Raw genomic sequence first — 13,950 nt, forward strand, 5'->3', positions numbered from 1 at the left:
ATTTTCCGCCAGGAGGCCCGACCGATGCGCCAGCTGACCGCGCTCGACGCGCAGTTCCTTCACGCCGAATCGGCGACCACCGCGGCCCACGTGGCGGGGCTGGCCATCCTCGACCCCGCCTGCTCCAGGCTGGGAGCCGTCACCCGCGAGTGCCTGGTCGGGCTGCTGCGCGATCGGCTGCACCTGGCCCCGGCGCTGAGGTTGCGCCTGGCCACCGTGCCGTTCGGCCTCGACCGTCCCTACTGGACGGAAGACCCCGACCTCGACGTCTCCGGCCACGTCCACGAGGTGACCCTCGCGGGCCCCGGCGACGACGCCCAGCTCGCCGAGAAGGTGGCCAGGATCCACGAGCGGCACCTCGACCGGACCCGCCCGCTGTGGGAGATGCACCTCATCCACGGCCTCACCGGCGGCCGGGTCGCCCTGTACGCCAAGGTCCACCACTGCGCCATCGACGGGGTGTCCGGGGCGGAGCTGCTCGCGGCGCTGCTGGACCTGACCCCCGAGCCCCGCGCCGTCGAGCGGCCCGCGCCCGGCGCCCGGACCACCGCCCCCGGCCTGGCCGGCATGCTCGCCGGGGCCGTGGCCAGGACGGTGCTCCAGCCCGCCAGGACGCTGTACTCACTGGGCCGCATGGCGGCCGAGCTCGACACGATGCCGCTGACCTCGGCCCTGCCCGGCGCCCGGCAGGTGGCCGCCGCCACCCGGATGATCGCGGGCAGGGCGCCGGAGCCGGTGGAGCCCTCGGAGCCGCCCATGCCGATCGCGCCGCGCACGCCGTTCAACGGCCCGATCGGCGCCGAGCGGCGCTTCTCCTACGGGTCGATCCCGCTCGCGGACGTCAAGCGGGTGGCCAAGAGCGCGGGAGCCAGCGTCAACGACGTGGTCATGACGCTGTGCGCCTCGGCGCTGCGCGCGTGGCTGCGCGAGCGCGACGCGCTGCCCGACCGGCCGCTGATCGCCGCGGTCCCGGTCGCGGTCCGCAGCGCGAGCGCGCGGGAGGTGGTCGGCAACCAGATCTCCGTCATGGTCACCCCGATCCCGACCGACCTGGATTGCCCCCGCGAGCGCCTGCGCGTCATGGCCCGGACGATGCTCGCGGCCAAGCGGCGCTTCGCCGGCGCCCCCACGGCCTGGCTGGGCGAGCTGTCGTCGATGCTGCCCTCGGCCGTGACCGCGCTGGCGACCTCCGCGGTGTTCCGGCTCGCCTCGATCGTGCTGCCGCCGATCAACCTGATCGTCTCGAACGTGCCGGGGCCGCAGCTCCCGCTGTACCTGTGCGGAGCCAGGGTGCTCGCCTACCACCCCATGTCGGTGCTGACCGACGTGAGCGGCGGGGTCAACATCACCTGCTTCTCCTACGACGGCTCGCTCGACTTCGGCATCCTGTCCTGCCCGGACCGGGTGGCCGACGTGTGGCGGCTCATGGGTCACCTGCGGGAGGCGATGGACGAGCTGATGGAGCAGGTCGAACCGGCCGTGCCTGCCGTGCCGACCGGGCCGGCCGTGCGGATCGCCCCGGTGGGGCACCCCTCGCCGGTCAGGGAGATGGTTCCCGCCTGAGAGGGGCGCGGGCCCGCTCCCCCACGAAGCACCCCGAGATCCCCGGCTCCGGCCGCGGAAAACACTTCGACGGTCAAGAAATAGAGTTGGACCATGAGCTTTTCTGAGCTGAACCTGTTCCCTCTCTGCCTCGGCGGCAACGTATTCGGCTGGACCGCCGACCGGGACGACTCCTTCGCCGTCCTGGACGCCTACGCGGAGGCGGGCGGAAACCTCGTCGACACCGCCGACTCCTACTCGGCGTGGGTCCCCGGGCACGCCGGCGGGGAGTCGGAGACCGTGATCGGCGAGTGGATGGCCGCTCGCCGAAACCGCGACCGGATCGTGGTGGCGACCAAGGTGGGTTCCCTGAGCGGCCGCACCGGGCTGTCGGCGGCCACCATCCGCGCGGCGGCCGAGGACTCGCTCCGGCGGCTCCGTACGGACTACATCGATCTGTACTGGGCCCACATCGACGACGCGTCCACCCCCCTGGAGGAGACCCTCGGCGCGTTCGACGAGCTGGTCACCGAGGGCAAGGTACGCAACATCGGCGCCTCCAACTACAGCGCCGAGCGGCTCGCGGAGGCGCTCGCGATCTCCGAGGAGGCCGGTCTGGCGCGGTACGGGGTGCTGCAGCAGCACTACAACCTGGTCGAGCGCGGCTACGAGGGCGCGCTGCGCGACGTGGTGGCCGAGGCGGGGCTGACCAGCACACCGTACTTCGGCCTGGCCCGCGGTTTCCTGACCGGCAAGTATCGGCCGGGGGTCACGGTGGACAGCCCGCGGGCGGCCAAGGCGTCGGAATACCTGGAGTCCGAGCGCGGCCCGCGGGTGCTCGACGCCCTGGACAAGGTGGCCGCCTCCCACGGCGCCGCCCCGGCCACCGTCGCGCTCGCCTGGCTCGCCGCCCAGCCCACGGTGGCCGCGCCGATCGCCAGCGCCCGTAACGTCGAGCAGCTCCGGCCGCTGCTCGCGGTCGCCGACCTGACGCTGTCGAAGGACGAGCTCGCCCTGCTGGACGAGGCGTCCGCGCCGGCCGGGGGGTAGCACGACGGCGGGGCCCGGCCGCGACGCGGCCGGGCCCCGGGTTCCCGCACTTCCGTACGAGGTGTACGGGGGGTCGGTACGGGGTCTGTGGGGAGGGGGGCTTAGTGGGAGGCGGCCTTCTCGGCGCCGATGCCGGTGAGCGAGCGGACCTCGATCTCCGCGTACTTCTCGGCGCTGTACTCCTTGCTGAGGCGGGCGCCGATGAACCCGGCCAGGAAGCCGATCGGGATAGAGACGATGCCGGGGTTGCTCAGCGGGAACCAGGCGAAGTTCGCGTCGGGGAACAGCGCGGTGGCGCTGCCGGAGACGACCGGCGAGAAGATCACCAGGATCAGCGCGGAGGCCAGGCCGCCGTAGATGGCCGAGACCGCGCCCGCCGTGTTGAACTTCTTCCAGAACAGGCTGTAGAGGATCGCGGGCAGGTTTCCGGAGGCCGCCACGGCGAAGGCGAGCGCGACCAGGAAGGCCACGTTCTGCCCCTGGGCGAGGATGCCGAGCCCGATGGAGACCGCGCCGATGACGAAGGCCGAGATCCTGGCGACCAGGATCTCCTCCTTGTCGGTGACGTTGCCGCGCTTGAACACGTGCGCGTACAGGTCGTGGGCGAAGGAGGAGCTCGACGCCAGCGTCAGACCGGCGACGACCGCGAGGATCGTGGCGAAGGCGACCGCCGCGATGATGGCGAGCAGGATGGTGCCTCCCACGTCGCCGAAGATGGCCCTGCCGACCGCCTCCGCGAGCATCGGCGCCGCCGTGTTGCCCGCCTTGTCCTGCGCCAGGATCGCCTTGCCGCCGACCAGGGCCGCCGCGCCGAAGCCGAGCACGAGGGTGAGCAGGTAGAAGGTGCCGATGATGCCGATGCCCCACAGGACCGACTTGCGGGCCTCCTTCGCGGTGGGGACCGTGTAGAAGCGGATCAGGATGTGCGGCAGACCGGCGGTGCCGAGGACCAGCGCCAGGCCCAGGCTGATCAGGTCGATCTTGCCCGCGAGGCCCTGCGCCTCGGTGCCGTACTTGAGGCCGGAGTTGATGAAGGCGTCGCCCTTGCCGCTCTGCGCGGCGGCGTCGCCGAGCAGGCCGGACAGGTTGAAGCCGTAGCGGCCGAGCACCAGCAGGGTGACCAGGGTCGCGCCGCCCATCAGCAGCACGGCCTTGACGATCTGCACCCAGGTGGTGCCCTTCATGCCGCCGACGACCACGTAGACGATCATCAGGATGCCGACGCCGACGATCGTGAGCGCCTTGCCCGTCGGCGAGGTGACGCCGAGCAGCAGGCCGACCAGCGCGCCCGCGCCGACCATCTGGGCCAGCAGGTAGAAGATCGACACCGTGATGGTGGAGACGCCCGCCGCCGTGCGGACCGGGCGGGGGCTCATCCGGAAGGCCAGCACGTCGGCCATGGTGAACTTGCCGGAGTTGCGCATCAGCTCGGCGACGAGCAGCAGCGCCACCAGCCAGGCGACCAGGAAGCCGATCGAGTACAGGAAGCCGTCGTAGCCCGACAGGGCGATGATGCCGGCGATGCCCAGGAAGCTCGCGGCCGACATGTAGTCGCCGCCGATGGCGAGGCCGTTCTGCACACCGCTGAAGGACCGGCCGCCGGCGTAGTAGTCGGTGGCGTCCTTGGTGTTGCGGCTGGCCCAGAAGGTGATGCCCAGCGTTCCCGCGACGAAGAGCAGGAACAGGATCGTGGAGAGGGTCTGGTGGCTCATTCGTTCTTCCCCTCGATACCGTGGCGGATCTCGTCGGCCAGCGGATCGAGCTTCTTCTCGGCGAAACGGGAGTAGGCCCAGGCGATCCCGAACGTCGACACGAACTGGAGCAGACCGAAGATCAGCGCCACGTTGATGTTGCCGAAAACCTTCGTGCCCATGAAGTCACGCGCCCAGGCGGACATGATGACGTAAAGCAGGTACCACGCGAGGAACGCCGCGGTCATCGGGAACGCCCAGGCCCGGAAACGCCTCTTCAGCTCCTGGAATTGGTCGTTGGCCTGAATTTCTTCGTAGACCGATGAATCATGTTGCCTGGCGGTCACGAGACCTCCCAAAATGTGATCTGGATCACGGACAACGTAGGGGTGGACGCTACCCGTGGAGGAGACCCGTACGCGGACTCTTCGCCGAGGCGCCGACGAGTCGCGTTCAGTTGGATGGGGCTTGCGGTGAAAGGTCTGTATCGCGCGACGAACGGTTCCCGGCAGGAGCCCGTTCCGGCCGCGGTCCCCCGCCTCGCAGGGCGTACGCCCCTGCGCAGCAGGCCGTCAGACCCACCACCGCCAGCAGGAGGCGGTAGTCGACGAGCGACACCAGCACGGCGCCCCCGAGCAGGGACAGCAGCTGCGCGACCCCGGTGAGGGACTCGAAGGCGGTGGAGACCCGGCCGACGAGGTGGCCGGGGCTGCGGCGCTGCACCAGGGTCGTCCTGGCCACCCCCTCCAGGGTCAGCCCGGCGCCCGCCACCGTCATCGCCCCCAGCACGGCCACCTCCGAGGGGACCATCCAGCACACGACCGCCGCGCCGTACAGGCCGATGCCCGCGCCGATCGCGAACAGCTCGCCCCTGCGCGCGATCACCGTGGAACTCCACAGCCCCCCGGCGACCGCCCCGACGCCCATCGCGGTCGAGGTGAACGCGGTGAACTCCGGCGACCTGGCGAGGCCGTGCTCGATGACCGCGAAGATCAGCGATTCGGTCGCCCCGGCCAGCGAGAACATCAGGCAGAGCGCGACGGCCGCGCGGCGCAGCGGCGGGTCGGCGGCGAGATGGCGGGCCCCGGCCCAGAACTCCTCGCGCCGGCCCCGCGAGACGACCAGCTCCGGTATGGGTTTCGGCGCGGACTCCGGTGCGGGGAGCATCGCGAAGACCCCGGCGGCGACCAGGAAGGTGACCATGTCGAACAGCACGAGCGCGCCGAGGCCGAAGCCGGTGTAGACGGCCACGCCCAGCAGCGGCCCGAACAGCCGCAGCCCCTGCCGGGTGGTGTGCAGGGCCCCGTTCGCCTCGGCCAGCAGGTGCTCGGGCAGGATGACCTTGAGCAGCCCGCCGAGCGCGGAGAAGACCACCGCGTACGAGCAGCCCATCGCCGCCGACACCGGGTAGACCAGCCAGACCCTGTCCTGCCCGGTGACCGCGACCAGCGGGGCGAGCGAGATCCCCGACAGCACGCAGGTGACGATCAGGAGCCTCCTGCGGTCCATACGGTCGATCAGGTATCCGAAGAAGGGCGAGAAGCACAGCGGCAGGGTGAAGAAGAACAGGGTCAGACCGGCGGCGGCGTCGGAGCCGGTGAGGCTCTTGGCCAGGATGCCCGGTACCAGCAGCAGCGAGGCGTCGCCCAGCAGGCTGACGGCCATTCCGAAGTAGACGAGCCGGAACCGGGACCGGCGCAGGACCCGCGGTATCACCGCGGACCGGCGGGCCGGTGTGCCGTCCGCCTCTCGGGGGACGCGACGGACCGGAGTCCCGCCCGGCTCCCGGGGGACGCGGCGGACCGGGAGACCTTCCGCCTCTCGGGGGACGCGACGGCGGCGGCCCGGAGTTCCGCCCGGCTTCCGGGACGCGCGACGGCGGACCGGCGGAGCGCCCGGCTCCCGGGTAGCGCTGCGGTGGCGTCGCCGACCTCGACGACCGCCTCGTCACCGGAGCCGGCAAGCACCAAATCTAGTCAGAACAACCGAAATGTCGGTTCATAACCGTTATTCCGTCACAGCTCGCCGGAGCCGTCAAGAGGACCGGGGCCGCCAGTCACCCCGGTCCAGGTTGAGGATCTCGGGGGTGTGCAGGCGCACCATCGTGCGGGCCACGTTCGGCGGGATGCGCCCCGGCGTCAGCAGCGAGACCACCACCATGACGAGAAAGGCGATCGGCACCGTCCACGCCGCGGGCTGGGCCAGCAGGGCACCGACCAGGCCGGTGTGCGGCCCCCCGCCGATCGTCATCAGGACCGCGCCGCAGGCCAGGCCACCACCGGCGAGCAACCCGGCCATCGCGCCGGCCGGGGTCAGCCGCCGCCACCAGATGCCCAGCACCAGCAGCGGGCAGAAGGAGGAGGCCGCCACCGCGAACGCCAGGCCGACGACGTCGGCGACCGGCAGCGAGCGGGCGAAGGCCGCCAGAGCCAGCGGGACGATCACGGCCAGCACCGCCGCCGCCCGGAACGACCGCACCCCTCCCTTGAGGATGTCCTGCCCGATGACCCCGGCGACCGAGACCGTCAGCCCCGAGGAGGTCGACAGGAACGCCGCGAACGCCCCGGCCGTCACCAGCGCCGTCAGCAGGTCCCCGGCCACGCCGCCGATCAGCCGACCGGGCAGCGACAGGACCACCGTGTCACTGCCCACCAGCTCCGGGACGTAGATCCGGCCCAGCGCGCCGTACACCGCGGGCAGCAGGTAGAAGGCACCGAGCAGCGACAGGACCACCAGCGTCGTACGGCGCGCCGCCCGGCCGTCGGGGTTGGTGTAGAAGCGGACCAGCACGTGCGGCAGCCCCATGGTGCCCAGGAACGTGGCCAGGATCAGCGAGTAGGTCGAGTAAAGGCCGTACTCCCTGCCTGTCGCCAGCGGCAGCGCCCACGTGGCCGCGTCCCCCGCGCTCAGCCCCGGCGCGCCGTCGCCCCGCCAGGCCAGCAGCAGGAACACCAGCGGCACGGCCAGCGCGGTGAGCTTCAGCCAGTACTGGAAAGCCTGCACGAACGTGATCGACCGCATGCCGCCCGACATGACGTTCACCGCGACCACGGCCGCCACCAGCAGGCCCCCCGCCCACTCGGGGGCGCCGGTGATGGCCCGCAGGACCAGGCCCGCGCTCTGGAACTGCGGCATCAGGTACAGCCAGCCGATCAGCACGACCAGCACCCCGGCCATCCGCCGCACCGCCATCGACTCCAGCCGCGCCTCGGCGAAGTCGGGCAGCGTGTACGCGCCCGAGCGGCGCAGCGGCGCGGAGACCAGCACGAGCAGCACCAGATAGCCGCCCGTCCAGCCGACCGGCAGCCACAGCATGTCGGCGCCGTAGGTGAGGATCAGCCCGGCGATGCCCAGGAAGCTCGCGGCCGACAGATACTCCCCGCCGATGGCGGAGGCGTTCCACAGCGGGGAGACCGTGCGGGAGGCGACGTAGAAGTCGGAGGTGGTCCGCGACAGCCTGATCCCGAACGCGCCGATCAGCACCGCCGCCAGCACCACCAGCACCACCGCCGTCACACCGTACGCGGTGTTCATCCGACGCCTCCCCCGCCCTCTCCCGTGGCGTTCTCCGTCATGTCCCCCGGTATGGAGACCTCGGGCTCCGGCCCCGGGACGACCCACCGCCTGGTCAACGGGCCCTGTCCACCAGCTCGGCGAAGTGCCGCTCGTTCCGTTCCGCCTGCCGGACGTAGAGCCAGGCCCCGATCACGAACGCCGGGTAGATCAGACCGCCCAGCACCGCCCAGGGCAGCGGGATCCCCAGCACGTGGACCGCGCGCAGCTCGGGCACCAGCAGGAACATCAGGGGCAGCCCCGCCACCACACACCCCAGCACCGTGCAGACGAACAGGGCCAGGCGGAACTGGGTACGGACCAGCGAGCGCATGTAGACCTCGCCCAGACGGGTCTGCTCGTCGATCTCGCGGGTGACCGGGTAGCGGGGATGGCGGGGGGCCATGGTGCGAGGGCTGGTCACCACCTCCCGCCGCGGGCGCTCGTCCTTACGCGGGCGCTCGGCGTCCCTACGCGACCGATCGGTGTCCTTACGCGGGCGCTCGTCCTTACGAGACCGGTCGTCCTTACGCGACCGCTCAGCCTCCTTACGGGACCGCTCGGTGTCCCTGCGCGTCCGCTCCGCCTCCCCGCGCGACCGGTCGGTGATCCACCGGCGCGGCTCGGCCCCCTCCCTGGGCCCCGGGTCGCCGCTCATTCCGACCTGCCCTTGCGCGCCCTGCGGACCAGGAGATCACGCAGCTCGCGGGTGTGACGGCGGCTGACCGGGATCTCGGTCTCGCCGATACGGACCACGCACCGGCCCGAGTCGATGTGCAGCTCGTCGATGTGCTTGACCGCGACCAGATGACTGCGATGCACCCGCACGAACCCCGCCGACGACCAGCGCTCCTCCAGCGTGGCCAGCGAGATGCGGACGAGGTGACTGCCCCCCGCGGTGTGCAGGCGGGCGTAGTCGCCCTGCGCCTCCACGTACCGGACCTCGGTGCTGGCCACGAACCGGGTGACACCACCGAGCTCCACCGGGATGGTGTCGGGGTCGGCACGGCCGGACCCCTCGCTCTCCGGCAGCTCCGCGGAGACGAACACCCTGCGGATCGCCTCGGCCAGCCGCTCCGGCCGTACCGGCTTGAGCAGGTAGTCCTCGGCCTTGATCTCGAAGGCGTCGACCGCGTGCTCCTCATAAGCCGTCACGAAGACCACCCGGGGCGGGTTGGCGAACTGCGAGAGCAGGCGGCCGAGCACCACCCCGTCCAGGCCGCGCATCCTGATGTCGAGGAAGACCGCGTCGATCGGCCGCCCGTCGGCGATCGCCCGGTCCAGGACCCGCAGCGCGGCGGCCCCGTCCCTGGCCAGGGAGACCTCTCCGATGCGAGGGTCGTCCCGGAGCAGGTAGGCCAGGTCCTCCAGCGCGGGAAGCTCGTCGTCCACCGCAAGGACGCGCAGGCCGGTCACGGTCACTCCTCCAGGTCGTTCACGAGGGAATTTCTAGAGGGTGATGAATCAGACATCGCCTGTCAACTTTTTGGTAGGGGAAGGTCCGGATCAGGCGCGGGTTCAACGGGCGGAGACACCCGGATGGTACTTGGGCAGGCGGACGCTGACCTTCGTTCCCGCGCCCTTGGCCGTCTCCGCCACCAGGCCGTACTCGTCACCGTAGACCTGACGCAACCGCTCGTCCACGTTGACCAGCCCCACTCCCCCGGCCCCCGAGCGCTCGTCGGCGTCACCGGCCAGGATGCGGCGCAGGCGGTCGGGCTCCATGCCGACGCCGTCGTCCTCCACGCTGATCCGGCACTCGGCCCCGGCGTCCTCGGCGACGATCGAGATGCGCCCGACCCCGGGCTTGCTCTCCAGCCCGTGCTGGACCGCGTTCTCCACCAGGGGCTGCAGGCACAGGAACGGCACCGCGACCGCGAGCACCTCCGGGGCGATGCGCAACGTCACCTGGAGCTGGTCGCCGAAGCGGGCACGTTCCAGGGTGAGGTAGCGGTCGATGGAGCGCAGCTCCTCGGCCAGCGTGGTGAACTCCCCGTGCCGCCGGAAGGAGTAGCGGGTGAAGTCGGCGAACTCCAGCAGCAGCTCACGGGAACGGTCGGGGTCGGAACGGACGAAGCTCGCGATGGTCGTCAGCGAGTTGTAGATGAAGTGCGGGGAGATCTGCGCGCGCAACGCCCGGACCTCCGCCTCCATCAGGCGCGTTCTCGACCGGTCGAGCTCGGCCAGCTCCAGCTGCGAGTCGACCCAGTTCGCGACCTCGTGGGCGGCCCTGACCAGCCCCGCCGAGGCGTGCCCGCCGTACGCGGCGAGGGAGCCCACCACCCTGCCGTCGGTGGTGAGCGGCACCACCACGGCGAACCTGATCGGGCACTCGGGAAGGTCGCACGAGACGACCTCGGGGCCCAGGACGCGGGTCCGGCCCCCGGAGAGCGTCTTGGCGGCGTGGGCGAACACCTCGCGGGCGTGGTGGTCGCCCTCGCCGTCGTAGACCAGCAGCCGCTCCTCGTCGGTGATCGCCAGCGCCGGGGAGCCCAGCAGCTCCCGCAGGTGGCGGGACGCCTTCTGCGCCCCCGCCTCGGTCAGCCCCGCCCGCAGCGGCGGCGCGGCCAGGGACGCGGTGTGCAGGGTCTCGAACGTGGCCCGCTCCGCGGGACTGCTGCCCAGCTCCCTGCGGCCGCGCAGCACCCGCCACAGCACCAGGGCGGGTACGCCGACCAGCGCGGCGACCAGCAACACGGCGACGAGGGGTTCCACGCTCCGGACCTTATACGCCCCGCCACGCCCGCGCCTCGCCCATCGAGATCGCGCGAGACCACATCCGGCCTTCCCGGCGCGACCCCGCGTCCCGGGGATCGGGCCGCCGCGTCGCCGGGCTCCGCGCGTCCGGGGCGGGTCGCGCCTCACCCCGGCGCGTCGTATCCGGGCGGACCGCACGGTCTGTGGTCGTCAACCGGCCCGGTGCCTTTACATTGTAGATCAAGACCAATCTGTCAGAGGGCCTCGCGGACGCGGCGGGCGTAGGACTCCGCCTCGGCGGGATCGTCGTACTTCGTCCGGGGCCAGAAGAAGCCGCGCAGGCCGTCCTTGCGGTTGCGGGGCACGACATGGGCGTGCAGGTGCGGGACGCTCTGGCTGATCCGGTTGTTCATCGCGACGAACGTACCGGCCGCCTCCAGGCCGCGCTCGACGGCGACGGAGAGGACGCGGACGCGTTCGAAGAACGGGCCGATCACCGGTTCCGGCAGGTCCCCCAGCGTCTCGACGTGGGCCCGCGGGACCACGAGGACGTGGCCCTTGAAGACCGGCCGCGTGTCCAGGAAGGCGGTGGCCACGTCGTCGGAGAGGACGACGTGGGCCGGTCGCTCCCCGGCCGCGATGGTGCAGAACAGACAGTCCTCACCTGGTACCACCTCAGAGACCGGCATCACGTCAGGATAGGAGGTGCCGGGCGGCCCGGACGACCGCCTCCGGCCCGCCACCGGGCACCGGGGACCGCCGCTCCCCCTTCGCGCCCCCTTTCGCCCCTGCTCCTTCCCCGGCTCCGGCTCCGGCCCCGGTGGCCGGGAAGCGGACGGACGGGTCACGGGAACGCGTCACCACCCGATCTTGGCCGCCCCCGAGATGAGGGACCTCGCGATCACCATCCGCTGGATGTCGTTGGTGCCCTCGCCGATGGCCATCAGGGGCGCGTCGCGGTAGAGGCGTTCGAGAACGAACTCCTGCGAGTACCCGTAGCCGCCGTGGATCCGCATCGCCTCCGTGGTGGCGCGCAGCGCGACCTCGGAGGCGAAGTACTTGGCCATCGCGGCCTCGGAGTTCACCGCGCCGCTCTCCGAGCGGACCGCCGCCCAGTAGGTCAGCAGCCGGGCCGCCTGGATGTCGGTGGCCATGTCGGCGAGCTTGAGCTGGATGGCCTGGAAGTCCGCGATGGGCCGCCCGAAGGCGTGGCGCTCGCGCGAGTAGCCCAGCGCGGCGTCGTAGGCGCACTGGGAGAGGCCGACCGCGCGGGCGGCGATGTTGACCCGGCCGAGTTCCAGGGCCGACAGCGCCTGCTGCATGCCCCGCCCCTCGGCCCCGCCGAGCAGCGCGGACACCGGGACGCGCACGTCCCGCAGCACGATCTCACATGTCTCGGGGCCCTTGTAGCCGAGCTTGGGCAGGTCGCGGCCGACGGTGTACCCGGGGGTTCCCGCCTCGACGAGGACGAGGGACATGCCGTGGTGCGCGGGGTCGGTGACGGAGGTCTTGACCAGGACGGGCATCGGGTCGGCGTGCCGGGCGTTGGTGATCCACGTCTTGGTGCCGTTGATCACGTAGTGGTCGCCGTCGCGGACGGCCCGCGTCTGGATGCCCTGCAGGTCGGTGCCCGCCGCGGGCTCGGTCAGCGCGATGCCGGTACGGCGGGCGCCGGTGGCCAGGTCCGGCAGGTAAGCGTCCCGCTGCTCCTCGGTGCCGTACCTGGCGATCATCCAGGCCGCCAGGGAGTGCGAGCCGAGCACCCCGGCCACGCCCATCCACCCGCGTGCGATCTCCTCGAAGACCAGGGCGAACGACACCCGGTCCAGGGCGAGCCCGCCGTACTCCTCGGGGATCGTGATCCCGAACAGCCCCATCTCCTTGAAGCCCTCGACGATCTCCGTGGGGTAGCGGCCGGTCCGCTCCCACTCGGAGGCGACCGGCACGATCTCTCTGTCGACGAACTCCCGCAGGGTCCGGCGGAACAGCCGCTGCTCCTCGTTGAGCTCGAAGTCCATCACGGGGTCCTTTCCGCGAAGCGGCGTCAGGGGGTGAGCGGGCCGGTTCTGGCCGTCGGGAAGTAGTTCTTGTCCTGCGGCGCGTCGCGGCGGTAGACCATCACCGCGCGGCGCCAGGACATGACCTCGTCGCCGTCCTGGTTGAGGCCACGCGTCTTGCAGGTGACGATCCCGGCGTAGGGCCGCGACCGCGACTCCCGCTTGTCCAGCACGATCGACTCCGCGTACAGGGTGTCGCCCAGGAAGACCGGGTGGGTCAGCCTGATCTCGTCCCAGCCGAGGTTCATCAGAGCGGTCTGGCTGATGTCGATCACCGAGATGCCGAGCACGATCGCCACGGACAGGCCGGAGTTGACGATGACCTTCCCGACCGGGGCCCGCGCGGCGAAGTGGGCGTTGAAGTGGTTCTGGTTGGTGTTCATCGTCAGCAGGGTGAACCAGGTGTTGTCGGCCTCGCTGATCGTACGGCCGAGCGGGTGCTGGTAGACGTCGCCGACGACGAAGTCCTCGTAGTACCGGCCTAGGCCGGGTTCGTGCACGGTCACGGTCTCTCCCCTGGACGTGCGGTCCCGATCGGGTGCCTGCCGGCCGTCGGGCACGGCGCCGCACCGGCGCACAGGCCGGGCTCCCGGCCGGAACCCTCCCGAGACGACATGACGGCGCGGATCGGCGGCGGGTGCCCGGTAGGCGGTCACCTGGCGATCGTAAGGTAGGGCCGTCAGGGCAGGCGCCCCCGGAGGAACGCCGCCGCGACCTCCACCACCCGCCGCGCCTGGAAGCCCATCGCCTCCAGCTGCAGGTCGCCGGGCGGGATCGTGCCGTTGTGGGAGGTGTGGCTGGTGCCGTACGGGTTGCCGGACCGGAACTGGACGGGGTCCACGTAGCCGGGCGGCACGATGATCGCGCCCCAGTGGTAGAAGGTGTTGTTCATCGCGAGGATCGTGCTCTCCTGCCCGCCGTGAGCCGTCGAGCTGGCGGTGAACGACGAGACGATCTTGTTGGCCAGCAGGCCCTGGGCCCAGAGCCCGCCGGTGGTGTCGATGAACTGCCTCATCTGGGCGGTGGGGTTGCCGTAGCGGGTGGGCGTGCCGAACAGGAGCGCGTCGGCCCACCTCAGGTCCGCCAGCGAGGCCTCCACGACGTACTGGGTGGCGGCGGCGTGGGCGGCCCAGCCCTCGTTGGCCGCGACGGCCTCGGCCGGGGCGAGTTCCCTGACCTTGCGCAGGCGGACCTCGGCACCGGCCTTCTCCGCGGCGACGGCGGCGGCCTTGGCCAGCGCGAAGACCGTGCCCGTGGCCGAGTAGTAGATGACGGCGGCGTTGACGACCGGTTCGGTCACTCCCTCTTCGGTCATTGCCTCACATCCTTCCGGGCCCGTCCTGCGGAACGTGCCCGACAAG

Annotated in this window: 13 protein-coding genes; 2 read left to right on the forward strand and 11 right to left on the reverse strand. The window is 71.5% G+C overall.

What is annotated here, in order from left to right; genetic code table 11:
• The first annotated feature begins 24 nt into the window (after nt 1-24).
• Both ABD817_RS34515 and ABD817_RS34520 read left to right on the forward strand, forming a co-directional pair.
• Entirely contained in the window at nt 25-1,563 is a 1,539-nt protein-coding gene (locus ABD817_RS34515) for a WS/DGAT/MGAT family O-acyltransferase (RefSeq protein WP_344922555.1), read from the forward strand.
• A 93-nt stretch (nt 1,564-1,656) separates the two neighbouring features.
• Nucleotides 1,657-2,592 carry an aldo/keto reductase gene (locus ABD817_RS34520; RefSeq protein WP_344922556.1) on the forward strand — a complete coding sequence of 312 codons (936 nt, stop codon included), beginning with the start codon at nt 1,657-1,659 and terminating at the stop codon, nt 2,590-2,592.
• A 101-nt stretch (nt 2,593-2,693) separates the two neighbouring features.
• Here the strand turns inward: ABD817_RS34520 and ABD817_RS34525 are convergent, their stop codons facing one another.
• The 11 genes from ABD817_RS34525 to wrbA form a co-directional block, all read right to left on the reverse strand.
• Nucleotides 2,694-4,304, reverse strand: coding sequence for a solute symporter family protein (locus tag ABD817_RS34525; RefSeq protein WP_344922558.1), 1,611 nt, complete (start codon nt 4,302-4,304; stop codon nt 2,694-2,696).
• Nucleotides 4,301-4,630 (reverse strand): DUF485 domain-containing protein, encoded by a 330-nt coding sequence (locus tag ABD817_RS34530; protein WP_344922559.1) that lies wholly within the window; start codon nt 4,628-4,630, stop codon nt 4,301-4,303. Before ABD817_RS34530 ends, ABD817_RS34525 begins: the two co-directional genes overlap by 4 nt.
• A gap of 106 nt (nt 4,631-4,736) precedes the next feature.
• Complete coding sequence (locus ABD817_RS34535) at nt 4,737-5,999, reverse strand: MFS transporter (protein WP_344922561.1); 1,263 nt, start codon at nt 5,997-5,999, stop codon at nt 4,737-4,739.
• A gap of 318 nt (nt 6,000-6,317) precedes the next feature.
• Nucleotides 6,318-7,817: a sodium/solute symporter gene (locus ABD817_RS34540; RefSeq protein WP_344922562.1), complete on the reverse strand. Its 1,500-nt coding sequence runs from the start codon at nt 7,815-7,817 to the stop codon at nt 6,318-6,320.
• Between the two features lie 94 nt (nt 7,818-7,911).
• Entirely contained in the window at nt 7,912-8,493 is a 582-nt protein-coding gene (locus ABD817_RS34545; RefSeq protein ID WP_344922564.1) for a DUF485 domain-containing protein, read from the reverse strand.
• The gene (locus ABD817_RS34550; RefSeq protein ID WP_329083538.1) at nt 8,490-9,251 is read right to left on the reverse strand and encodes a LytR/AlgR family response regulator transcription factor; all 762 of its coding nucleotides are present in this window, start codon (nt 9,249-9,251) and stop codon (nt 8,490-8,492) included. Before ABD817_RS34550 ends, ABD817_RS34545 begins: the two co-directional genes overlap by 4 nt.
• Before the next feature lie 102 nt (nt 9,252-9,353).
• On the reverse strand, nt 9,354-10,550 hold the full coding sequence (locus ABD817_RS34555) for a sensor histidine kinase (RefSeq protein ID WP_344922565.1): 1,197 nt from the start codon (nt 10,548-10,550) through the stop codon (nt 9,354-9,356).
• Between the two features lie 236 nt (nt 10,551-10,786).
• On the reverse strand, nt 10,787-11,221 hold the full coding sequence (locus ABD817_RS34560) for an HIT family protein (protein ID WP_344922566.1): 435 nt from the start codon (nt 11,219-11,221) through the stop codon (nt 10,787-10,789).
• Between the two features lie 168 nt (nt 11,222-11,389).
• On the reverse strand, nt 11,390-12,550 hold the full coding sequence (locus tag ABD817_RS34565; RefSeq protein ID WP_344922567.1) for an acyl-CoA dehydrogenase family protein: 1,161 nt from the start codon (nt 12,548-12,550) through the stop codon (nt 11,390-11,392).
• Between the two features lie 26 nt (nt 12,551-12,576).
• Nucleotides 12,577-13,095, reverse strand: coding sequence for a MaoC family dehydratase (locus tag ABD817_RS34570; protein WP_344922568.1), 519 nt, complete (start codon nt 13,093-13,095; stop codon nt 12,577-12,579).
• Nucleotides 13,096-13,268: 173 nt separating this feature from the next.
• Nucleotides 13,269-13,904 carry an NAD(P)H:quinone oxidoreductase gene (gene wrbA / locus ABD817_RS34575; protein ID WP_344922569.1) on the reverse strand — a complete coding sequence of 212 codons (636 nt, stop codon included), beginning with the start codon at nt 13,902-13,904 and terminating at the stop codon, nt 13,269-13,271.
• Nucleotides 13,905-13,950: the final 46 nt, after the last annotated feature.

Origin of the sequence: Streptosporangium oxazolinicum, assembly GCF_039537505.1 — a bacterium.
Lineage (GTDB): Bacteria > Actinomycetota > Actinomycetes > Streptosporangiales > Streptosporangiaceae > Streptosporangium > Streptosporangium oxazolinicum.

Excerpts from the sequence above, each read along its gene's own strand:
- ABD817_RS34515 (WP_344922555.1), top strand. The coding sequence starts at position 25 with ATGCGCCAGCTGACCGCGCTCGACGCGCAGTTCCTTCACGCCGAATCG.
- ABD817_RS34520 (WP_344922556.1), top strand. The coding sequence starts at position 1,657 with ATGAGCTTTTCTGAGCTGAACCTGTTCCCTCTCTGCCTCGGCGGCAAC.
- ABD817_RS34525 (WP_344922558.1), bottom strand. The coding sequence starts at position 4,304 with ATGAGCCACCAGACCCTCTCCACGATCCTGTTCCTGCTCTTCGTCGCG.
- ABD817_RS34540 (WP_344922562.1), bottom strand. The coding sequence starts at position 7,817 with ATGAACACCGCGTACGGTGTGACGGCGGTGGTGCTGGTGGTGCTGGCG.
- ABD817_RS34545 (WP_344922564.1), bottom strand. The coding sequence starts at position 8,493 with ATGAGCGGCGACCCGGGGCCCAGGGAGGGGGCCGAGCCGCGCCGGTGG.
- ABD817_RS34560 (WP_344922566.1), bottom strand. The coding sequence starts at position 11,221 with ATGCCGGTCTCTGAGGTGGTACCAGGTGAGGACTGTCTGTTCTGCACC.
- ABD817_RS34565 (WP_344922567.1), bottom strand. The coding sequence starts at position 12,550 with ATGGACTTCGAGCTCAACGAGGAGCAGCGGCTGTTCCGCCGGACCCTG.
- wrbA (WP_344922569.1), bottom strand. The coding sequence starts at position 13,904 with ATGACCGAAGAGGGAGTGACCGAACCGGTCGTCAACGCCGCCGTCATC.